This window comes from Paenibacillus albiflavus, from assembly GCF_004344915.1.
In the GTDB taxonomy this organism is placed as follows: Bacteria; Bacillota; Bacilli; order Paenibacillales; family NBRC-103111; genus Paenibacillus_AM; species Paenibacillus_AM albiflavus.
In genome coordinates this window covers 68463-92021 of record NZ_SKFG01000011.1, presented here as the reverse complement: position 1 = coordinate 92021, position 23559 = coordinate 68463, and the positions used below count along the sequence as shown (strand labels likewise).

The 23559-nt window shown below is 42.9% G+C and carries 21 protein-coding genes; 3 read left to right on the top strand and 18 right to left on the bottom strand.

Annotated elements, in window-relative coordinates:
* Window positions 1–140: 140 nt before the first annotated feature.
* The 16 genes from csrA to E0485_RS12665 all read right to left on the bottom strand — a co-directional run bounded on the left by csrA (window position 141) and on the right by E0485_RS12665 (window position 14013).
* Window positions 141–362 carry a carbon storage regulator CsrA gene (csrA, locus tag E0485_RS12730; protein ID WP_132418433.1) on the bottom strand — a complete coding sequence of 74 codons (222 nt, stop codon included), beginning with the start codon at window positions 360–362 and terminating at the stop codon, window positions 141–143.
* A 4-nt stretch (window positions 363–366) separates the two neighbouring features.
* Entirely contained in the window at window positions 367–789 is a 423-nt protein-coding gene (gene fliW / locus E0485_RS12725) for a flagellar assembly protein FliW (protein ID WP_132418432.1), read from the bottom strand.
* A 61-nt stretch (window positions 790–850) separates the two neighbouring features.
* Window positions 851–1417: a DUF6470 family protein gene (locus E0485_RS12720; RefSeq protein ID WP_132418431.1), complete on the bottom strand. Its 567-nt coding sequence runs from the start codon at window positions 1415–1417 to the stop codon at window positions 851–853.
* 26 nt (window positions 1418–1443) lie between these two features.
* Window positions 1444–2361, bottom strand: coding sequence for a flagellar hook-associated protein FlgL (gene flgL / locus E0485_RS12715; protein ID WP_328591312.1), 918 nt, complete (start codon window positions 2359–2361; stop codon window positions 1444–1446).
* A gap of 46 nt (window positions 2362–2407) precedes the next feature.
* A complete protein-coding gene (gene flgK, locus E0485_RS12710; RefSeq protein WP_132418429.1) occupies window positions 2408–3973 on the bottom strand; it encodes a flagellar hook-associated protein FlgK in 1566 nt (521 codons plus the stop codon).
* 14 nt (window positions 3974–3987) lie between these two features.
* Window positions 3988–4488 carry a flagellar protein FlgN gene (locus E0485_RS12705; protein ID WP_132418428.1) on the bottom strand — a complete coding sequence of 167 codons (501 nt, stop codon included), beginning with the start codon at window positions 4486–4488 and terminating at the stop codon, window positions 3988–3990.
* Window positions 4489–4519: 31 nt separating this feature from the next.
* A complete protein-coding gene (gene flgM / locus E0485_RS12700) occupies window positions 4520–4789 on the bottom strand; it encodes a flagellar biosynthesis anti-sigma factor FlgM (RefSeq protein ID WP_132418427.1) in 270 nt (89 codons plus the stop codon).
* A gap of 186 nt (window positions 4790–4975) precedes the next feature.
* Window positions 4976–5401: a TIGR03826 family flagellar region protein gene (locus E0485_RS12695; protein WP_132418426.1), complete on the bottom strand. Its 426-nt coding sequence runs from the start codon at window positions 5399–5401 to the stop codon at window positions 4976–4978.
* Between the two features lie 51 nt (window positions 5402–5452).
* A complete protein-coding gene (locus tag E0485_RS12690) occupies window positions 5453–6229 on the bottom strand; it encodes a ComF family protein (protein WP_132418425.1) in 777 nt (258 codons plus the stop codon).
* Between the two features lie 162 nt (window positions 6230–6391).
* Window positions 6392–7399 carry a helicase-related protein gene (locus tag E0485_RS25515; protein WP_235857556.1) on the bottom strand — a complete coding sequence of 336 codons (1008 nt, stop codon included), beginning with the start codon at window positions 7397–7399 and terminating at the stop codon, window positions 6392–6394.
* Between the two features lie 134 nt (window positions 7400–7533).
* A complete protein-coding gene (locus E0485_RS25690; RefSeq protein WP_268957566.1) occupies window positions 7534–7662 on the bottom strand; it encodes a hypothetical protein in 129 nt (42 codons plus the stop codon).
* A 552-nt stretch (window positions 7663–8214) separates the two neighbouring features.
* A complete protein-coding gene (locus E0485_RS25110) occupies window positions 8215–8430 on the bottom strand; it encodes a hypothetical protein (protein ID WP_165921162.1) in 216 nt (71 codons plus the stop codon).
* 85 nt (window positions 8431–8515) lie between these two features.
* Window positions 8516–8884, bottom strand: a complete 369-nt coding sequence (locus E0485_RS12680; RefSeq protein ID WP_132418424.1) for a glycosyltransferase family protein — start codon at window positions 8882–8884, stop codon at window positions 8516–8518.
* Between the two features lie 500 nt (window positions 8885–9384).
* A complete protein-coding gene (locus E0485_RS12675) occupies window positions 9385–10116 on the bottom strand; it encodes a response regulator (RefSeq protein ID WP_132418423.1) in 732 nt (243 codons plus the stop codon).
* Entirely contained in the window at window positions 10109–11275 is a 1167-nt protein-coding gene (locus tag E0485_RS12670) for a sensor histidine kinase (protein WP_132418422.1), read from the bottom strand. The genes E0485_RS12675 and E0485_RS12670 overlap by 8 nt, the downstream gene beginning before the upstream one ends.
* Window positions 11276–11397: 122 nt before the next feature.
* Window positions 11398–14013 carry a stalk domain-containing protein gene (locus E0485_RS12665; protein ID WP_132418421.1) on the bottom strand — a complete coding sequence of 872 codons (2616 nt, stop codon included), beginning with the start codon at window positions 14011–14013 and terminating at the stop codon, window positions 11398–11400.
* Between the two features lie 303 nt (window positions 14014–14316).
* Here E0485_RS12665 and E0485_RS12660 point away from each other — a divergent pair, with 303 nt between their 5' ends.
* From E0485_RS12660 to E0485_RS12650, 3 genes are all read left to right on the top strand, one after another.
* On the top strand, window positions 14317–15999 hold the full coding sequence (locus E0485_RS12660) for an FAD-dependent oxidoreductase (RefSeq protein WP_235857555.1): 1683 nt from the start codon (window positions 14317–14319) through the stop codon (window positions 15997–15999).
* 712 nt (window positions 16000–16711) lie between these two features.
* Window positions 16712–18148 carry an MBOAT family O-acyltransferase gene (locus E0485_RS12655; RefSeq protein ID WP_132418420.1) on the top strand — a complete coding sequence of 479 codons (1437 nt, stop codon included), beginning with the start codon at window positions 16712–16714 and terminating at the stop codon, window positions 18146–18148.
* Window positions 18123–19166, top strand: a complete 1044-nt coding sequence (locus E0485_RS12650) for a hypothetical protein (RefSeq protein ID WP_132418419.1) — start codon at window positions 18123–18125, stop codon at window positions 19164–19166. The genes E0485_RS12655 and E0485_RS12650 overlap by 26 nt, the downstream gene beginning before the upstream one ends.
* A 142-nt stretch (window positions 19167–19308) precedes the next feature.
* Here the strand turns inward: E0485_RS12650 and E0485_RS12645 are convergent, their stop codons facing one another.
* Both E0485_RS12645 and E0485_RS12640 read right to left on the bottom strand, forming a co-directional pair.
* Window positions 19309–19560, bottom strand: coding sequence for a hypothetical protein (locus tag E0485_RS12645; protein ID WP_132418418.1), 252 nt, complete (start codon window positions 19558–19560; stop codon window positions 19309–19311).
* A gap of 244 nt (window positions 19561–19804) precedes the next feature.
* Window positions 19805–23443 carry an S-layer homology domain-containing protein gene (locus tag E0485_RS12640; RefSeq protein ID WP_165921167.1) on the bottom strand — a complete coding sequence of 1213 codons (3639 nt, stop codon included), beginning with the start codon at window positions 23441–23443 and terminating at the stop codon, window positions 19805–19807.
* Window positions 23444–23559: the final 116 nt, after the last annotated feature.

Sequence of the window (23559 nt, the reverse complement as noted above, 5' to 3'; positions counted from 1 at the left end):
GGAATAGGCTCTTGGCCTGTAATATATATATCGGTTAATGTCGTCTACAATGTAATAGACAATTTATTAAATTTAATCGATTTCTGTCCAAAATTATTGATTTTTATCATGATATCTCATAAACTCATCCCAAAATCTACTTATTTCTCTCTTTTTCTCAAATTATCTAGATTAAATTTTGCAGTAACTGCCTCTTTATTACTTTGTTCGACTGTATCGTAGATTTCTTTGCGCAAAATGTTCACTGAGTTCGGCGCTTGAAAGCCAATCTTAACCTGATCACCCTCAACGGAAGTAATAACAATTTCAATATCATTGCCGATCATAATCGATTGTCCCACTTTACGATTAAGAACTAACATGACTCTATTCCCCGCTTTCTACTTCAATTTGTTTGAATAGCGGTTCTTTCGTACCATATGGGCATTTTGGCGGAAGAACGATCTGGTTCCCCAATCCATTCGATATATTGATCACAATAGGAGCTAGCAAATTCATCGTTGATTGCTCAAACGGTTCTTTAATCGTCACGATCGAAAGCACAATTACATCTTCATGACGATGGATTTCAAGTATCTCCTTATAATGATCATCAATTTCGAGGCTATACTCGGAATTGAATACGAAGGGAACTGTTACTAGAAAACCAACAGCTTGATCCTCCTTGCTTTGTAAAAATACATAAGGCGTCTCTGCATCCACCACATTAAACTCAAACTTGTTAAGTTCTTTAAATCCCAACACACTACCCTTAAAATCAATCTCTTTACCATGCAATTGTTCTAGCATGTTGTATCCTCCCTCAGAACACTTAATGCTATAGCTTATAGAGCTATAGCATTAGGAATATCTATGCATACATATTATACTTGCTAACACTAAATTGAATCGAATTCTTCTGTTGAAGATATATATTTAGAAACCCTGGATTGTATTGAATTTCTGGCATATGTGGTGTGTAATTAATAATTGGTCTTTGTTGCTCAATATGAACGATTGGTTTTTGAGGATAGTATTGAACCTCAACATTTAGGCAAGATGCTGGGGTAGCGTACTCGATTGGATTCTTTCGCGTGAAAACATCTGCTGCGTTATCGGCAAATGCGTTCCTAGGATTCGTAATCTGTATCATACGATTGCCATCTTCAACAATCTTACTTATAGCTTGCTGCAGTACATTAGGCGACTGACTATAGATATTGTTCATAAACCTTAAATGAGGTCCCATTGCCAATGCATCTAAAGCCTTGGACGAATCAATTACGAGTTCACCTTTAGGTGATTGAATATCCATCTTTGCTTTGGGCTGCTCAATCGATAATTCTCCATGTGGCGAGCGCATCGAAATAGATGAATCCTTACTTTCCATCCCGATTAATGCGTTTGTTTGATGAATAGAAAGTCGTAAACGATCCATCAGCTCATGCTCCTCTCACTAGAGTATTATCTTAGAAAATCAACTAGACTTGGTTGAATGACCTTAGCACCTGTACTCAATGAAGCCTGATACACATTCTCCGCCATTTTGAGATTCATAATAACTTCAGCCATATCTGCATCTTCTGTTTTACCACTAAGCTCATTCAAGTTCAGATCAAGATCCTTAAGACGATTATCAATTAAATCAATCCGATTCGCTCTCGCACCGACATCTGATCGAACATCGAGTACCTTCTGAAAGCGTTGTTCCAATTTTACCAGTAATGACGATGCAGTTGCTGTATCATCCGAATTAAATGCATCCGCTAATCCTTTAATAACAGCAAACATATTGTCACCTTGATCACCGGCTGAGCCAACAGGGGGACCGAACACTTCATTGCCTGTTATATTAATCGGAATCGTGACTCCAGCCGCAAATTTATAATTAATCAGTTGAGGATCTGATTGAGCATCTTGAGGTAGAACCCCATCTGGATATGGTAGTTTATCTGTAAATTGCCCGTTAAAAATATATCTGCCATTTAATTGATCATTTCCTAGGCTCACCATTTGCTGATAAAGTTGTTCAAGCTCTGTTGCAATTGCCTTCATTGGGGATCCTAGATTGGTTCCGTTAACTCCTTGAACTGTAAGCTCTTTAACCCTAAGGAGCACATCACCAATTTGACCAAGCGTGGTGTCCGAATGTTCAACTAATGATTTAGCCATATCTAAATTTTTCTGATACTGCTCATTCATGGAAATCTCACTGCGATAACGCAATGCATAGGTGATACCAACAGCATCATCCGATGGTTTATTGATCTTACGTCCAGTTGACTGCATTTCTTGGTATTTATCAAGCCTACCTACATTATTATTAATATTTCTCAACATTTGAGAATGAAGCATGCCTTGTGTAACTCTAAGTGACAACACAAACACCTCCTATAAGCAATTAATATTAGTGTCACAAATTTATTATCTATCGTCCAACTACACCAGTACTATTAATTAACTTATCTAGCACTTGGTCAATCGTTGTCATGAACCTAGCAGCAGCTGAATAAGCATGCTGGAATTTGATCATATTCGACATTTCTTCATCCATAGATACTCCGCTGACGGATTCGCGTCTAGAATCTACATAATCTACGAGTGTCTGTAAGTTCTTCGTTTGACGCCCTGCTTCTGCTGATTGAACACCTAATTGACCAACTGTAGCACGGAAGTAATCATCAAGTGTCCCTTCTTTAACTCCGCTTGAAGAAGGGTTGTTAAATTTGAAGGCTGTATCTTTAAGATGTGAAACAAGCATCGCAAGAGTATTATTCCCTTTAACCGTTGTTTCCGAAGTACCTGTTCCTGCTGTTCTCATTGAGGTTGCAATTTTCGTCGCGTCATTCTTAATGATGGCATTCAGATCGATGCTTCCAGCCGTAATCGGTCCCCCATCCTTAGAAGTAAAGAATGGCACTCCTTGCGATGACGGTGAATCAAATGTATAGCCTAATTGATGTAAACCATTTAATCCGGCAACCGTCACTTTAATATCATCCTTAAGCGTACGATTAGCACCCGAATAAGTTACAGGCGGGTTCCCAAGAACCGTTCCCTCTGGAAGTACCGAACCCGCAGGAATTGTAATTTCTATCTCCCCATTGGCTATGGTGTTAGCGAGCGCATTGAGCTGGTTGAGATAGTCTTCGACATAAGTATCACGTGATAAAATCATGCCGTGAACCTCACCGCTGCTAAGGTCACCCGCATCATATGCGTCTTTAAGTAAATCAGGCGTTACCTGCGTAACATTCGGACCATCAATAAGCGCTTGATTGCCCATCGAAATTTGATAACCATCTGATGTTTCAGTGACACGAATGCTCACGATATTAGATAGCTTATCCGTTAACAGATCTCGTTGATCTCGCAAATCATTAGCATCATCGCCTAAACTTTCAATTCTCTTAATTTCCGAATTCAAATTCGATATTGTCGAAAGAGTCGTATTAATCTCCGAAGCTTTCACATTAATGTTTGCCGTTAAATCGTCACGCATATCTGTTAACTGCTTGGACATTTGATTAAAAGTATCTGTCAAAGCGATCGCATTCTCTTTGACCACTTTACGGCTTGTTACATTCTCGGGATCTTGGCTTAAACTTGACCATGCTTTCCAAAAATTATCGAGAACTGTTCGAATACCAGTATCTGAAGGTTCGTTGAATATCGTTTCGAGCTTTTCTAAACTATCCGCACGGATTTGCCAGCTTCCGAGCATTTTATTCTGATCACGGAATTGTTGATCCAGGAATTGTTCTCTTACACGAGTAATGGATGAGAAATATACGCCCGTACCTAATTGTCCCGGAGCAGTAGAGCGACTCATACCAATCGCCTCAAGCGGTTTGGTTGCAGCCATATTAACAACCTGTCTGGAGAATCCTGGCGTGTTGGCGTTAGCTACGTTATGACCTGTTGTATTGAGTGCGGCTTGCTGTGTATACAAGCTGCGTTTGGCTGTTTCTATAGCATGAAATGTGGATCTCATACTTTCACTCCTTCTTAGGCTCTAGAATCAAACATGAGAGTTGTCGTAGATTTGCCAGCTGGTTGATTGGGATTCTGATAAATCATATCCTCACCAGGCGGCTCTATGAGTAAATCCAGGGAATAGTCAATAAACTCCAGGGATTGTTCAATTAATTGCTGATTCAATTCATTGGCAAGGCGCAATTCTGCTATGCTATTTAATAATCTCTCCTGCAAGGATTGCAGCATGAGCTTCTCATCAGCTTTAAAGGTTAACCGTATTAAATCACTGATATTCACTCGAGGATCTGGGACATAGCCTCTTGCAATCAGATAATCTCCGGTCATTTGGACTCGCTTGGCATCGAGCGCATTAAGCTCAGTTACAAGCTTTCTCTCCTTGCTAAGAATTACATTAAGCCCCTCAATCTGATTACTGACAAGAACTGGCGTTTTCTCCTTCGCTAGTTCAATCATCATGGCATGGATCTCAATAAATCTCTCAAGGATTTCGGCTATTTGGTCAATGGTCATACTTGCTCACCCGATCTTTCACTGTGGATCTTTACTTAACAAAAGGAAACAGTTTATCTGCAAGCAATCTGGCATCTACATGATACGTTCCTGCATTAACGGATTCCTTCAATTCCTCGATCCGCAATCTATTCGAAGCACCTTGAAGCCCTTGCAATTCCTGAAGCTCCTTCGCCTCACTTGAGATCTCAACCTGATCTCTGCGCTTCGCATTCTTGCTAGCATCCTTGCCATAGCTTCCTTCGCCCGATCGTCTATATTGATTAATGGCACCTAATCGTTGGATATCATTGATTTTCATAATAACTCACCCTCTCATAAGAAGAAACGTTTACACCATCCTATAAAGACGGAAGTGTTTCTTAAAATGATACATAGAATTTATGACACAAAGGTTATAAATTCTATATCATCAAAAAAACCGATAACATTTAAGACTATTATCGGCATAACGTATGTTAAACTTTAGTTTTAGTTCTAGAACTCATTAACGGCGATCTTTAAGACGATCTTCGATTTTAAACTGCATTTTGCCTTCGGTTTGCATAATATTTTTTTTGCGCGCTGCATCTTCTTCCGCATTCTTAAGATCTTTCGTTAATTTATGCCTGCAGCTATCGCACATATTATTCTCACGAATAGGCGCACCGCAAACTTCACATAAATAGCTCATATTTGGCAGGTTCGCAATTGAAATACGTCCTTCACGGATGAATTTGGTAATCTGCTTAATGGAAACCCCTGTAGCCTCGTTCATATCATAAATCGTACAACGATTGTGCTCTCTTAAGTATTTGAGGCAAGTATCGTATTGATCTTCTACTTTCTTGTGACAATCCGGACACACATCGCGAAATCCCCGTACAAAAATTCGCCCACACTGCGGACAATTCATTATATTATTCAGCGACATTATTAATCCCCTCTCAGTCTTAATTTTCTATATGGTTAATCCAAGCTGTTTCTATCTCGCCCATGCTAGGCCATAGACCTCTGCAAGAGGCCATGCTTCTTTAATTGCACTAGCACATTGCTGCAGGGTACTCCCTGTCGTATATACGTCATCTATTACATAGATGCGTATAGCATGTATATCGGCTGAAATGAGCTGGTTATCAATATCCTTTTTTATTCTAAAAACATTATCCAAGCTGTCCAGTCGTTCGCTTCTCGATTTAAAACTTTGTTTATCCGTATGCCTGGTGCGCTGCAATAAATCGATCACGGGCAGCTTTACCTGTTGACCCAATCGCAAGGCTAACAGCTCCGCCTGATTAAATCCTCGCTCTGCCTGACGTTCTGGGCTAATCGGAACATAGGTGATGATCTGCTGATATCGCTCATTAGGAGTGCGTTTACCAGATGCTTGGTTCTTGGTTAAAGCTGATTGCAGATGGACGTAAGCATACATGAGCATGTTCGACATCGTCTCACACAAACGCTCGTCACCCCGATATTTGTATCGTGCGAGCATGGCTTTCATATCCGCATTGTACTGTACCGCACTTCGATTCATCACGAACTTCTGATCCGTTCGCCGATGACAATCAGGGCATGTCTCATAGCGTCCACAAGTCGGACAATGAATCTCTCTGATCCAAGGAATTCGTTCCATGCAGCGTTTGCAAAAACCTAACCATTCCGCTTTCATTACTGCTTGTTGATTACACTGTATACAAGTTTGATGTGCAGGACGAAGAACTCTATGTAAGTCTTGAAACCACGAGACCAGCTTGGACAATCGGAGATCCTCCTTTGGACAAAAGGATTTGTGACTGACATGCGCTTATATGCGCTTATATACGCTATTATACCATGAAGCTTTACTAACGTTTATTGCGTATTTTGACAATTTTCTACTTTTTGATGGATAAACCGATCAACCGATTGAACATCTTATCGATCAATTCTCCTCTAGTGGACGACCATGCAAAAAGCCTTTGCGTTTCGCAAGCCGATTCATGCTTTTGATTTGCGCGATGGCGCCTGATTGTGCTTTGGTTCGTTCGGAAGCCGCGAAGTAAACCCTGCCTGCTGGATCATCTTTGGATCGGCCTGCGCGGCCCGACATTTGGACGAGTGAGGCTTCATCAAATAAACGAGAGTTCGCGTCCAGAATAAAAACATCCGTCTTCGGCACGGTTACGCCTCGCTCCAGGATAGTGGTGGTCACGAGAATCCGGATGTGACCATCGCGGAATTGCTGCACCTTATCCGTCCGGCCGGCGTCTTTGGACGAGGTGCCATCGATGACGAGCGAAGCCGGGGCGGGGGCAGGTGGTGTACCGCCACCTGCAGACGGCTGTGCCGCGAGCAGCGTGCGGCGAAGCAGGTGCACCAGCGGTTCGACCGTGGCGATATTCGGCACGAACACGAACAGCTGCGCACCGCGTGCGAGCGATGCGCGCAGCGCAGTCAGCAAGGCGGACGGCACCGCGTCCGCCTTGCGCATTTGCGGCAGCGATGGCACAGCCAGCTGCCGCGGGACAGGCAGCGCGTACCCGTGGTATCGCGCTGGCACCTTCACGTGAGGGAGCTTGCCCCTCACGGTATCCCGCCGCAGCTTCGCAGGCGGCGTAGCGGAGAGCAGCAGCGTGCTGCCGCATGGCTTGCACGCTCTGTGCGCGGCGAACTCCAGCATGGGGTCGCCGTGGTAGGGGAACGCATCCAGCTCATCGATAATCACGAGGTCGAAGGCCTCGCGATAGCGCAGGAGCTGGTGCGTTGTAGCGATAACGATGGGGCCGCTGTCCCATCGTTCCTCGCTGCCGCCGTAGAGGGTAACGACGGCGTGGCCCTTGAACGCCCGCATTACGCGCGGGCGCAGCTCCAGCACCACGTCCCTGCGGGGCGTGGCAATCAGCACCTTGCCGCCGCGGGCGAGGGTGTAACCAATAAACGGGAAGATCATTTCCGTCTTCCCTGCCCCTGTGACTGCCCAGATTAGGAACTGCGAAGGCTCCCCGCTCCTTCTTGATTCATTGACGCTTGTTCCCTTGGTGTTTCTTCCTTTAACGCTACTAACCGTCTGCGTCTCAAGCCAAGTTAAGCCTGATCTCGCCGCTTCTGCTTGCGCAGGGCTGAGTCCCCAAGGCTGAATATAGACTTCAAGTGGATGATGTATGATTTCCCTCCGATCCATTGGATTTGCCGATGCTGCTTTCGTCTGCTCATGCCCGCTTCCCCTTAAGCCGTATACTAGCAAAGAACAATTCCTTACGCGTCCCATCGTGAGACAGGCTTCGCAATAAGCACAGACATCCTGACAAGTGGCGCATTGTGTCAAATGGAGTTGTTCCATTCCGCTTCCACATCTGCGACATCTATACTCCTGCTGCTTACGCCACCATAAAGGCAGCTGACGACGCTCTGTCGCCTCTAGCCCATTCATTAAAGCGACGTCGCCACGTAGTTCAGCATACTGGATATAGGCTCTTAGCTCTTCGCCAGAGATAGTATGTAAGCCAGCCTTGTGGTTACTTGTTCGTTCAGACTGTGAAGTTACCTGCGTGTCCCCAGTGTTTCTCGATAGTACATGTTCTAGTAAACTTTCAACTTCCTCGATTAGCAGCTGTCTACCTGCTAATGCTTGTACCATACGCTCATACGCTTTTGATTCGGGACGCCATGAACTGTGGAATGTGGCTGCTAATTCGGTGCGGTTATAGGCTTGTATATGGACATTTTTCCCTTGATAATACTGCTTGAGTAACTTGAGATCTTGTGCTAACCCCTGATTTGCTCTACCACTCTTAACAGGGCTAGCTTGTCCATTCCTTCCGCCACTTCCTTGTGTCTGCGATCCGCTATTCCCGCCAAGCATATCCAACAATCGAATAGCTTGTCTAAGTGAAATAGCAGGTTCGATAATCGCCATGTCCAAGCTGCTAGCTGGATCATGTTCAAGCCAGAACAGGGCAGCTGCTTCCATGTCGATTGCAAGATGCCAGGACTGCTGCCCATTTAGCCTTTTAGCATATAGATTGACGAGCAATATACCACCTACCTTGATTTGTTTATAGGGCTGTCAATCGATACGATTGACTTGGAAGATTGTAGCGTCCTTTGGATATTGAAGCATGACTTCTTCAAGAGGTGTCGTAGGTGAGAATTGGTGAATTTCTAGAGGATGCTTATGCGATAGACGCTCGACAATTTTAATCGTATCGTCAGTGGAGCTTTTATCAACAATCGTTGTCCGAATATTCGTGCCTCTTAAGTTAGACCTAAAGAATATGGAGCGAAGAACCCATTCGATGTGCTTCTGATTGTTGTTTGTAATAAGTAAAATACGTGTAGGTGGTACAGATTGAAGCTTACCCACTCCATACAACCAGTGAAGCAGCAGAACACATAAAGCGTAACTACCGACAATCGATAATAACACGATCCACATGTTAACTCCCTCCTTTGAAAGCAATATATGCCCCAAAGTCGTCAGAAGTTCCACATTTATAGGATTTTCGCCTAAATTCGATATGCTTGGTCCAACTTTGGGCCTAGCACACCGCTGATCAGCCTTGATTTTCCAAGGAAAGACAAACCTCTATACTCAAAAAGAAACGGTTTCACCGTTTTTAAGAACGGAGGCGTTTCTGCGAGATAGATCCCATGTATAAGTGTATAACTTTTACTTTCTACCTGATCAGATTACAATAGCGGACTTCCAAGTGCTTATTTAACTTACAAACATCCGTTCTTGATGAATAGAGGATTATGAGGGATCTATTTCATCATTCCGAGACGTTAGAGCTCCTGCAGATCCTAAATAAGTACTTATAAATCCGTTATTTGGCCAACCAACCGAGATACCATCCAAATAAGTACGCCATAATCCGTTATTTGTGGGTGCAATTCTTGAGAAGCTGCTTAGCATAAAAAAAACGACCAGTCACATTAAAGTGTGACCCAGCCGTTTTTGATGGAGATAATCACGGCTTGTGTGCGATCATCAACTTCGAGTTTTTGGAGTATCGAGCTTACGTGGTTCTTAACTGTTTTTTCGCTAATAAAAAGATATTCGCCAATCGTCTTGTTGCTCTTGCCTTCAGACATAAGCACAAGCACTTCGGATTCTCGCTTGGTGAGTGGAGAAGTCGGTGCAGGAATGAACTTGGCATTACTTTCGAGAGTCGTTTGAGAAGCGTCAATAATGCCTCTTTCGTCCAAATATGTCATGCGACGAAGCTGATTAATGAGCTTGCCTGTAACTTTGGGATGTATGTATGCATAACCTGAGACAACTGATCGTATAGCATCAAGCAATGATTCAGCTTCCATATCTTTCAGGAGATAGCCTGACGCGCCCTTGCGCAATGTCTCGAACACATAGCTTTCATCATCATGGATCGATAGAATAATAACTTTGATATTCGGAAAAATCATTTTCAACTTTTCAGTTGCCATAACACCATTCTCGATCGGCATATTAATGTCCATCAGGACTACGTCCACTTCTGATTGCATCTCATTGCATAGCTCAACAACTTGGATTCCGTCGCCTGCTTCTCCGATTACAACCATATCATCTTCCATATTGATGATACGTTTCATGCCTTCACGGAACAATTGATGGTCATCGGCGAGTATGAGTTTGACCTTACTAGTGCGATTGCCCAGATTATCCATCTTTATTATCCTCCTTATTCTCTCTTCGGATCGGAATTACCATTTTTATCGTGGTACCCTCGTTGATAACGGATTCAATCGTCATGCTGCCTTCTAGCAGATCTAGACGTTCTCTCATTCCGAGCAGACCAAAATTATTCCCATTAGACAGCTTTTGTTCCATTCGTTCTGTATAAAACCCAACACCATTATCCATAACCTTAATTGTAATATCTTCGTTATCGTATGTAATTTCCAGCTCGGCAAAAGTTGCCTTTGAATGTTTATAAACATTGCTGAACGCCTCTTGCATCAAGCGGAATATCGCCACTTCCATACCAGACGGCAGGCGTGTTTCTTTCCCTTTGAATTCAAACTTCGTTCGAATTCTGGTCTTCTCCTCATAATCCTGTGTAAACTTGCGCAGTGTCGGGACAAGACCCAAATCATCCAGCGCCATTGGTCTAAGGTTAAAGATCAGCTTGCGCACATCTTCAAGACCTCCACGCACTTGGCCCTTAAGTTCTTTGAGCTCAGCCTTAACAACGGAATAGTCTTCCTTCGCCAGCAATCTCTCCGCAATTTCACTTCGCAGTACGACATTCGCAAGTGTCTGCGCCATACCGTCATGAATCTCGCGAGCGATTCGTTTGCGTTCTTCCTCTTGCGCCAAAATAATTTGAAGACCTAACATCTGCCTGTTCTTAGCTGATTCCAGGATTCGTGTAACCTGCGTTAAATCTCCCGATAAGTATTCAAGCACGACGTTCATTTGCGAACCAATCGCGCCTGTACGCTCTATTTGTTTATCGGTGTTCTTAAGTCGTTTTTGCAGTTCATTGCGCCTAACCCTCAGATGATTTTCCTTCTCGCGTGCAATCGTTAATTGCAACTGGAGCATATTCGTTCCATCATAGGCTTGTTTAATATCAGGCTCATTGAACTTCTTAAAATCACGAGAAACCTCCGACAGTCGCATGCGCGACCGCCGGAGTTCCGCTTCCAGCTTATCTACTTGATCAATTGTATGGTTCGTCTCACGATTAATATCTTCAAGCTCTTTCATCAGAGACTCACGTTCAAATCTAGCAGCTTCTACAATCTCATAAATCTGGTATTTGCTGCTTTCCATTACTTCTATTGCACTCTTGATAACTCTATCAATTGCATCGTATTGCAAATTACGTAAACCCCTTCACGACAAGAATTAACATAATAATTAATTGTATCATATCCAGGGTCTTCGTGTCTGCGCATAAAGCACTATTTATTGCCAAGGCTTCTAGAGGATTTCATAGGCGATTACTTGAGCGTAATCGTCTTTGTCTTCGCATCCCAGCCTACTGTCCAATTCAGTTCTTCAGCAATAACACGAAGTGGCACCATTGTTAAGCCATTCATAATTCTAGGACCAACATCGGTCTTCACTCGCTTGCCTGTGAATACCATTTCATCCTTGCCATTCCATAGCTCGATCATTTTGTTGCCTAGGAAAATAGTCGTTTTCTTTGCCTTAGGATCCCATTTCACTTCACCGCCAAAAGCCTCAGCAATAAAACGAATTGGTACCATAGTCCGACTATTAATTTCGACTGGTGCTTGGTCCAGTGTCATTTTCTTACCATCCATTTGAACGGTTTTATTATTAAGCGTCATCGTTACAAGCTTCGCATTCGGCTTAGGCTGTGTACTCGTTGGGTAGATGAAGGAAATATTGTCAATCATGATCTTGCCTTCAAGTGCTTGCTCATCTTGCTGTTCAGCAGGATTTGTCACGTACACATTCATTACCTTAATTGGATACGTTAAGCGATAATCCGCCAAGTTAACGGTTAGCTCTTTCCATCCATCCCAGTTCATGTTCTCTGTGAAGGTAATTCGGTTCAAGTCACCATCGCCATCGATAATTTCGGCACGTACCCAGTTGTTGGAGTTATCGCCAAACACGTTCATTTTCATATATTGCGGTTTGCCGTCGATCTTCGCGCCATCTTTGCCGTTAAAAGTTGCATAAAGTGCTTTGTTGCCTGTTCCACCTTTGAAGTCATAAGTAAGCTCTAGCGCCTTATTACCTGACTCTTCCTGAACAATCTTCACCGTTCCGTCGACTTCTGCAGGGTACACATCTTTATTCGTCATTACCGCATCATGATCAAGGTCATACCACATCTTCTCTTGACCGATCGGCAATGCAAGCATTGTGGAGAATCCGTCGTACTTGGCAATAATTCTCGCCTGCTTCACATCTTTCAAGCTACCAACCTTGAGCTCATCGCCAACAACCTTGGCATCAATACCTTCAACTTCCCATTTCAGAACATCTGGTGCAATGGATCTTGATTTGCCGTTGCGATCCGTAATGCTAGCTTTCAGCTTAATCGTCTCGCCTTCTTTCAGCACTTGGCTGGAAGCTGTTACTTTTAATGCTGAGATATCGTCACTACCTAGCACTCGAATATCCTTGGTAGCTGTTCCACTGCCAATCTTCGCAGTAATCTTCGTCATACCCATTTTCATCGGTACAAAAGATTTGCCATCAAATTTACCCACATCCGTCGAAGAAGACCATTCTGGATTCATCGTCTCGTCGATTTTGACAGGGTTGTAATATTCGTCATAACCCTTCATGGTAAAGTTAATTTTCTCACCCAAGAACACTTCATCTGGTCCAGACAAAGTCAGGCCTTTCACTGTTGTACCTTGAGGTGCAAGGCTAAATACACCAAGACCATTCACAACTGCACGTGAAGAACCATATTCCGTTATATTCGTAAGGATTGGGGTAAACTCACCTAGTGGTCTAGTTGCTAGTTGTGTCGAACCGCCTCCATCCAGATTTAGACCTTTCCATACGCCAATGCTTACCATAAAGTTCTGCATCTCCTGCAATGTCATGCCATCACTGCCCGATGCTTTGTCGATCGTAATAATATAAGCTTTCTTCTTATCCTTGGAGTAACCAACACCTGTACGCGAACGATTGCCGTTCAAATCATTCACACTGCGTGAGAACTTGGCTGGTTGCCCTCCATCAACTAGAATAGAATGCCCACCGATCAATGTTTTGAAGTTTGCAATGTCATAGTTTTTGCTAGCATCTTGCGAAACAAGTCCATAATCTGCTATTAGTGGATCGCCCACTTTCAAATGCGCTTTTACATATTCGGCAGATTTGCCTGCAGCTCGCAGAATATATCCGTCCGCTGGTGGAGTTTCTTTAATGGTTGTGTCTAGCGCAATCGCTGTAATAACGCCGTTCTGAACTTTAACTTCAGTCGGAATGGACAACCCGTTATTCGATCTCGCTGCTAGTGGCCAAGTATCCGTATACATAAATAAGCCATCCGTATGGCTATGTGTGCCATCATCGTACCAATAGTAGGTTTTGTTATAGCCTTCTAACGGATAAGTAGAACCGTCAGCCGCTTGAATCGTGCCTTTGAACCCGAATAAATCGACGACAGGCTCATTATCCTTCGTTATTCCGAACGAGTACATTCCCTTCATATTATCGGATGTGCTCGACATCAGCTTGCTATTCATAATTTGCGGTCCAAGAGGTACACCTTCTGCTTGCATATTAAAAAAGTCCCCATTCACAGCAGCCACTGCACCTGTTTCCTTCGCCATGTTTAGGACCGTTTGTTTCTTCGCATATTGTCCGTTTGTACCCGTAATCGTATCAATTTTGACGTTGGGATTTGTCAGATCAACCTCAACTACCTTCGCATTCGTTGATACTTTAGCTCCCTTGCGTGTTGACTTCCATACGTAGCTTTTTAGCACAGCACCCGAAGTTAGAATTTCCGTAGATTTCAAATCTACCGTATCGGCTTTAACAACCGACATGCCCATAAATACTTGGGTTGCTAGTGCTACTGCTAGAGTGCCTGCCCAAATTCTGTGGCGTAATTTCATCTGTAATCTCCTCTCCCATACTCTCTCTGAAACTATTATGTATTGAAACGCAAGAAGAAGCGCCACCTACAGCTCTTTCTGTCAAAAGAGAGGCGCAATTTCCCATGGCAACAATATATAGTAGCTGCCAGTTTATTCTTGTCTATTTAATAGACTATCAAACTTTCAAATAAGTTGCGAATAATTAGATAGGTAAATAGTAGCAATTTGTATTTCTTTGTTGAAATTGGAGTTTTATTGATAGAATCGGCATGTTATCCTTAACTTAATATTCAAACATTTCATTAGCAGGAGGCTCTTACCTTGCACAAATCTATCAAATTAACAGCGGTACTGTTAATTCTATGCTTTTCCCTTTTACTCACAGCTTGTGCAGACAAAGCAACCGGATCACTGATCGCAGGGATCAGTTCAGCAAACGCCGAGCAATCTGAAAACGGTAACAATCAGACGCCAGTGACTACGATTAACCCTGCAACAAGCGACAAGCCTTCCAATTTAGGGCATACCAAAGATCCCGCAGGAGCTTCAACACCTGCCTCCACACCAAGTCCAACACCTCTACCAACCGAACACTACAATCTCGTCTTAATCGGTAGTGAAATGGAAGGTCTCTACATGGCACGTGCTGCTGCTGACGAAGGCTTATCTGTCAAAATCATCGATACCCGCAAAGAGTTCGGCGGACAGCTCCTGCAGGGGCAAATGTTCTTCCTTGACGAAGCGAAGGACGGTTCAGGCACTTCTCTCCTGCAAGGTCGTGTAAAAGAGCTTTTTACAGGTTTCAAAGGTGGTTCCATTCGCAAATTACCTGAATTTGAAAACTATGTGCAAACTAAACTAGTAGGCACCATTCCCGTAGCGTCTGGCATTCAGATTGAGCAGATTGATACCGTAACGGAAACTAGTGGACTTGAAACTGTTAAAGCAATCACCTATTCAGTGAACGGTTCTAGTAAGATCATTCAAGCAGACTACTTCGTGGAGAATACGGATCATGCCGCACTCAGCAGCAGGTTGAAAGCTACACCCCTGCCAAGCTCTAATTCCTTTTATGGCGGCAAAGAGCTTGAATTTATGGCAGCAGGTCTCATGATGAAATTCAAGAATGTGGATTGGGCAAAATTCAACAAGGAATTTAACGGATTAAGCGCGGCAGACAAGACAAAGAATTACGGCGGGGGCTATGTCAATGAATCCTTCGCACTTGGACTAACCGGGATGACCAACCGTTTTAAAACGAGTAATGATCGTGTTTTCTTGCGTGGATTGAATGCGCTTAACCAAGGCGGCGGTCAGGTGGCAATCAACGCACTGCTCGTCTATAAAGTCGATCCATCCGATCCCGAATCGATTAAGGAAGCTGTTGAGCTTGGAAGCAAAGAATTGCCGGGCATTCTGGAGCATTTCCGCAAATCAATTGCAGGATGGGAGAAGGCTGAACTGGGCGACATTCCAACGTACCCCTACATACGCGAATTTACTCGATATGAAACGGAATATGTGCTGAAGCCATCCGATATGCTTGGTGGTTCGATGCACTGGGATGATGTAAGCATTGCTGGCTATCCACTTGATCTGCAAGGTGTATCTTTTGTCAAATGGGGAATCCAGATGGGAATCCCCGATAAATACGGTATGCCTCTGCGTGCCTTCGAGCTCAAAAATTATTCAAATGTTCTAACAGCAGGCAAAAATGTCGGGGCCAACGTCGTTGCCTATGGCTCCGCAAGAATCCAGCCAAATACGGCACTAGCCGCTGAATCAATCGGCGTCATTCTTGGACAAATACATGGCAATAAACAGCTCAGAGAACTGAACGAAGCCGATATGAAAGAACTTCATCAGTATCTCGCCAAGACATACAAGATTAAACTAACCGGCGTCAAAGGAACGAATAAGCTGACTAACTGGAGCGAAGAAGAAATTGTCCAACTCGATGAGGGCAAAATCGTTTTCGCATCGTATAAGCCGAAGAAGAAGTGAACTTGCCTAATCGAGCCACGTAGCATAGCTGAAGGGTGCTCGTAGGGGGTGGACGGTAACTAATTTCCTAACTTCGGTAATTATTTTCCGATAAAATACCGGAACTTGTCGCATCGCGCTCAGCAGCAAGGTTGGAGGATGCTCGCAGAGAGCGAACGGTAATTAGTTTCCTAACTTCGGTAATTATTTTCCGATAAAGTACCAGAACTTGCCGCATCGCGCTAAGCAGCAAGGTTGGAGGGTGCTGGCGGGGGGCGGACGGTAACTAATTTCCTAACTTCGGTAATTATTTTCCTATAAAGTACCTAAACTTGCCGCATCGCTTTAAGCAGCAAAATTGGAGGATGCTCGCGGGGAGCGAACGGTAACTAGTTTCCTAACTTCGGTAATTATTTTCCGATAAAATACCGGAACTTGCCGTATCGCGCCACTCAGCATGGCGTTAGGATGCTTGCCTTGGGGCGAGTGGCCGGGTGGCACACGGTAGCACGATTGACATCGCACCCAGCAGTACGGTTGATGCGCACTCGCAGAGTGCGACCGTATTTGCCAACGGGAGCACTAAATATGAAATTACCCGCAACGAAAGTCCTTAATTCTCACGCAATCTCGAGAGAATTAAGGACTTTTCTCATTCTCAAACCATTTCTCCTGTGCGATTGCTTTCACTCTTCCCTAGGCGAATGCTATAATACAACCGTGAGGTGAGCAAATGTTCTTCTATTCGCCAAATTATTTGGTATTCTTCATTTTAATGCTAATCCCGTTCTTCATCTTTAAGCGCAATCGCATGCTCATAATTGCTGTTGCGAATGTGATCTTCTATAGTGCTGCACAAGTGGAAGGAGCAAATGGCCTTGCCTGGCTGCTGCTCTTTATGTTCATGTGCCTAATCACATTCATATCTGTACATATGATGAGAAAACCAGGCTGGAGCTGGATTTTTTGGGTCGGCATCGGACTGAATGTTTTTAACTTGGTCTTCTATAAATATACATTTTTCGCCCTTTCAACCATTGAGAGTCTGGCAGGGATCCAAATCGGATTTACACAATCCGCCGAGACACTTAGCAAAATCCTCCCGCTCGGGATATCGTTCTATACATTCGAGTTTATTTCGTACTTAATTGATGTACGTCGTGGTCGTAGCATGCCAACGAAATCTTTTCTATCGTTCTGGGTATTCGTCTCTACGTTCCCGCATCTCATTGCGGGTCCAATCATGCGCGGAGATGAGCTGCTGCCACAAATTCAGGATTTGCGCAACAAACGCATCCCTTGGAGCGAAATCAAATATGGTCTCTATCTGATCCTGATCGGTTTGATCAAGAAAGTGGTTATCGCAGATAACATTTCACCCCTGGCAAATGCTATTTTTGATAAAGGGACTACCATGACGGGCACTGAATCTTGGATTGGCTCCTACGCATTCACTTTTCAAATTTATTACGATTTCTCCGCATACACTGATCTCGCAATCGGCTGCGGCATAATTATGGGACTGCGATTCGCAGACAACTTCCGAACGCCTTACCTCTCCAAGAGTCCGCAGGAGTTCTGGAACAGATGGCATATTACCCTATCACGCTGGATTCGCGATTATATCTACATTGGACTAGGCGGGAATCGAAAAGGCGCTGTACGCACTTACATTAACCTGTTTGCGGCTATGGTGATCTCAGGTCTATGGCATGGCGCCAATTGGACATTCATCCTATGGGGGGCACTCTGGGGCGCTCTGCTCGTCGTTCATCGTCTATCACTCTTGCTGAATCGATGGACATTGGTCAAAAAAGTCCGTGAATCGCTTGTATATCGTATTTTAGCTATTGCTGTATTCTTTCACGTCATTGTCTGGACATGGGTATTCTTCCGTGCCAAAGATGTATCACAAGCCATCACCATGACTTGGAAAATGATACACGCTCTTCCGAGCAACATCCTGCATGCACCTGAGTTTGGGTGGATTGCGCTGTTATTCCTTATGCACATCGTGGAATACTTGCTGCGCACCTATGAGAATAGCATCAGCCGCGTTTGGCATGTTATTCCGTTCCCAATTCGAAGCATATGTTATCTGGGGATCGTCTTCTTGCTCATTTACTTCTTAAAGGGGGAAAAGTATGATTTCATCTACTTCCAATTCTAACAGTCTTCATGACCTCCCTTCTCGTCGTAAACGCAAGAAATCGCTATCTTGGGGCTTGATTGGTGTCGTATTATTGATTATTTCTTCGGAAATCTTCCTTTTTCGCAACTTAGATTTCTACGGGTTAACTTACAACACTATCGGACAATTTGCCGAACTCGATCATTCTTGGAAAACTTCAAAGCATGAACAGATCGAAACTGCTATCTTCGGCGACTCCATGGGTATGGATGGATTACGACCGACCTTATTGGCAGAAGCAGCAGGAGTAGATCCAGACACAATATTCAATTTTAGTGTTTCTGGTGGCAAAGCATATGAAATCAGCAAACTGTATGAAAAATACCACGACCAGATGCCGAACCTGAAGCGTGCCATCGTCGTCGTGAACGAGCACCAGCTAAATGACGATGAAATTGCCAAAAGCGAAATGTTCCGCTATTACGCAGGACTAACCGACCGCCTCAAGGTCATGAACAAAAACAATTACGGCGAGCTTACTTTGGGCTGGGCGCTTAAATCTTTTGATATGCGAACCATATGGACATCGAAAATATTGGACAAGTATTTAGATCCAAAGACGAGAGAGGCAATACGCGACACGATTCCTGCATATCCACATGGACTCGAACCTGTATTATCTAAAACCAAAGATGTAACACCCGAGCGCGCGAATATAGACGTTGACCGCTGGTTTACGGGATTTGATATGAATGGACTTCGTACAGCTGCATGGCAATCCATGATCGAAGGACTAAGCAAGCAAGGTGTAGAAGTGATCATCCTGCAATTACCGCGCTCAGAGTATTTTGAAGCTGCAATCGCAAGATCACACACTGCTGAGCATCAGGCTTACTTAGATTTGGTGCAATCCATTGCCCAAGCCAACGACGCGGAGTTCAAGGTAATTCCAAATACGGAACTGGATACACAGAAGGATTTTCAAGACAATAATCATCTGAACGAAGCTGGCGCCGAGTGGTTAGCGAAGTATGTGGCGGAGCGGTGGATGAGGTGAGCCCATCTCTCTAGAACTTAAATAACCTATACTACTGGTTAAGTGGTATAGGTTATTTAAAGGTATATTCTTATTCTTCTATTTATAAATTCCACCTCGAGAATCTATTGTGCGTAAATAATACAAGAATTTCGAGACTTCTTTATGGTAATTCAACCTGTAGCCCGAATTCACGCTTGGCTTCCTCCCCCGTGAAATACTCGGGGTCGCAGTTCAGTTGTCGAATTTCCTCATCTGATAAAGAGTCATTATCTGGTTCCCTTTTATCAATTTCATCCCAGTTTGATCTTGAATGACAACTTTTCAAAAATTGAAGATAATCAAATGCAGACTGTTGAGCATCCTCTGGAAGTTGCCGAACTAATTCAACTAAATCTTCCTTACTTACAGACATTGAACTACCTCCTTCCAACAATCGCCTTAACCAAATATAGAATCTTATAACATAATTGCATCTGTTGTCTCCTCTTGCTCTCGACCCAAATAGTATTGCTTTAGTTACGGAGGAACTGTTACTTAGAACAGAAGATTTGATACTTAACATACGAGTATAAAAAAGTAAAGCACCCCTTAGAATCGCATCTACAACCATTCGGTTATCAACGTTATTCTAAAGAGGTGCTATGCTTATTCAATACTTACAATGAAGATAAAGCATTTTTAATATTGGTGTTCAGACTCAATGTTCTTAGCAGCAAGGAGATGGCTTCCGCTCTAGTTGTATTATCATTAGGGGCGAATTTGCCATCCCCTTTTCCACTCAAAATACCGGCATTAGCGATCTGCTTAATTTGATTTGCTGCCCAATGCTTATTAGTATCATTAAAACTCACATTGCTTGTTACTGGGACTTTGCTAAAGTTAATTAATTGAGATAAGATCGTTACCACTTCAGCTCTCGTTATCTTATTATCTGGCTTAAATGTCATATCCTGATATCCACTTATAATGCCTAAATTATAAAGCGCCATAATCGATTGCTTAGCATAGTGATTATTTACATCCTTGAACGGAGTATAGCTGCCACCGCTCATTGGCATATTGAACGTTCTAGCAATCATGATGGCAAAATCGCCACGAGTTACATTGTTATTCGGTTTGAAAGTCCCATCCTCGTAACCGCTAACTAATTCTAGTTCCTTCGCTATTTTGATCTCACGACTAGCCCAATGGTTACCAGAGTCTGAATAGTTAGGGATTGTATACAGCGGTTTAATATTGCGAATTTTATTTAAGATCCTAGTTTCAACTTCTTTATTATTGACTGTTATTGCAAATGGACTATTTGTATTGTTTGTATTATCTGGATTCGTTGTTGTATTAACTGTTGTAGCTACGCTAGCTGCTCTTCCGCCATATGATGCCGAAATAGATACATAACCCGCTTTACCAGTGAAGGTAACTACCCCATTCTTTACAGTTGCAATTGTTGTATTGCTGCTTTGCCAAGTTGCACTGCTGGAGGATATTGTCTGAGTCGTCCCATTTACTAATTTACCTTTCAACGTCAAAGTTACTGGACTAGAGCTATAGTTGAGTGATTCATTTATCTCCAACATACTCAGCGTTGCAGATGTGTTAATGTTTGCTGAGACTGCAGCGGTCCGGTTGGCATAGGTAGCCGTAATCGTAACATTACCATTCTTACCTTTGTACGTAACAACACCGCTAGTGCTAACCGTTGCTATTGAAGTATCGCTACTTTTCCATACTGCACTTACTGGCGATATTGTAAGTTGCGTTGAATTACTTAACACTCCCGTAAGACTCAAAGGAACTGGTGTATTGCTATAAGCAAGAGATTCATTAATTGTTAATTGTTTAAGCGTAACCGTTGTATCAATATACGCATCTACTGTAGCCGAAAGTTTACTGTAAGTTGCCGTTATCGTCACATAACCACTTCTACCTTTAAATGTGACAACACCATTGCTTACAGTTGCAATATTCGTATCACTACTTTTCCAAGATACGCTGGACAATGGAATGTTCTGTTTATTGCCATCGCGAAGTGTTCCGGTGAGTATTAAAGTTAACGGACTTGTGTTATAGAATAAGTCACTTTCGATATTCAATGCTTCAATCGTGTTATTGGCATCTATATATCCTGTCTTTGTGGCTACTCGATTCCCGTACGTAGCTTTAATGGTCACATTACCACTCTTACCTCGATATGTCACAACTCCGCTCGAATTAACCGTTGCAATGGAGGTATCGCTACTGCTCCATACTGCGCTTGAACTTGTAATTACCGCTGTACTTCCATTATATCGTGTACCGCTAAGAGATAATTGCATTGGAAACGGACTGTAGAATAAATCCTCATTAATATCTAGAGCTGTTAGATTATAATCCGTTGTTATATATTCGGTCTGCGTCGCAATCCGATTTCCATACGTTGCGCTTATCGTAACATATCCTTCTTTACCAGTATAAGATACAGAACCTGAACTATTAACGGTTGCGATCGTACTATCACTACTTTTCCAAGTGGCTTTGGAAGATGGAATGTTCTCTTCATTTCCATATCGATTCGTAGCTGTAAGTGTTAAAGGAACTGCAGTAGTGCTGTAATATAGCGTCTCATTAATTCTAAGATCATAAATGTCTATTGAAGGGTCAATACTAGCTGATATTGTAGCACTTTTACCGCTATAAAGCGCGGTGATTGTAACATTCCCTTTATTTCCGGTATACCTGACATATCCTTTACTATCTACACTTGCAATAGAAGTGGCATTTGTAGACCAAGTAGCTTTGGAAGCAGTTATATCCTGTACAGTACCATTGTTTAAAGTTGCCGTAAGTGATAGCTGCTGACCACTAGAACTATAGTAAAGTAATTCATTGATTTTTAAATCTTTAATCCCTGTGGATGGATCAATATAAACTCTCTGTGTACTGGCAGTTAGTCCTTTGTAACTAGCAGTAATTGTTACATAACCATATTGTCCCGTATAGGTAACGACGCCAGTATTCTTATTAACTGAAGCAACGGATGTGTTATCACTTGACCATGTTGCTTCCGATGCTACTATGCTTTGTGATCCACCTCCGGCTAATATGCCGGTCAGTGTCAAATTAACAGAAGTCGAGCTATAGCTAGGCGTTTCATTAATCTTTATGGAAGTAAGCACATTGCTATTAAATACTTTACCTGTAATAGACGTGGATCTACCACCATATGTCGCCGTTACGGTTAAATCACCATTGTTCTTATACGTAATCCAACCACTATTGTCAATCGTTGCAACCGATGCTGGTGAAGCACTCCATTGAATATCAGATGCTGGAACGGCTACTTTCTTGTTGTCCGTGTAGGTTGCTTCCAGTTTCATTTGTACTGAATTTTGACTATAACTTATTGGTGTCGTGATCGCGATCGATTCAACGACCGAATTAACAGAAGTTGTAACTTCGGAAGATTTTCCTCCATAATTTGCCGTAATCGTTACTTTTGGACTTTTCTGATTCGTAAAATTAACGACTCCATTGTTTACCGTCACAACTGAATTGTTGCTCGATGTCCATACCGCCGCATTGGTAACCTCCGAAGCCCCGTTAAATAATCTCAACTTGATCGGAGTAGGGCTATAGGCGAATACTCCGCCTGGCACCTGTATAGATAAATCACCTGTATTTTTTAGGTCAACATCGCATGTCACAAATTCTACTGGGAAACTGTTATATTTCGCTTCAATTTTCGCAACTCCGTTCTTTCCGCTAAAAATTACGAGACCTGTTCCATCAACACTGGCAACACCAGTACTAGTCCATGTTATGCCTGATGTTATTCTACCTGTTGTTCCATTGGCATAATTGCCCTTTAATGCTAATTGAACTGGTTGATTGCTATAAGTAAATACATAAGGATCAATCATCTGCGAGCCTGCCATCCCTACTATTCCTACTGAAAGCAAGGTATTCGAAGGATTCTGAACCTGAAGCGTCACATATTTATTATTATCGTCATAACTCGCATTGATAGTGACATTTCCATTGAATCCAGTAAATGTAACAAGTCCGGAGGCATCTACGTCTGCAATATTCTTACCATTCTCATTAACCGCATTCCAAGCCGTCTTATCTGTCACATCAACTCCATCTGCAATCGACGTTAACTGTATCGTCCCACCAGGTTTCATATCCAAGTAAACGTACTGATCACCAGGAACTTGAATATCCAAGCTGCTTGCCGCTTTAACACCGCTTACCATGCCCCATTGCATCACTAAAGTTAGGCATAAGATCATAATTAACAATTTTTTAATCCGCATCCTGCTTAAACTCACCATTACCACCCCATCAAGTCTTTACTATTATAGACGCTAACTATGTATTAAAGTTTCAGATATTACCAGTCTAAAATAAAAAAAGCTTGAAGCCAATAGGG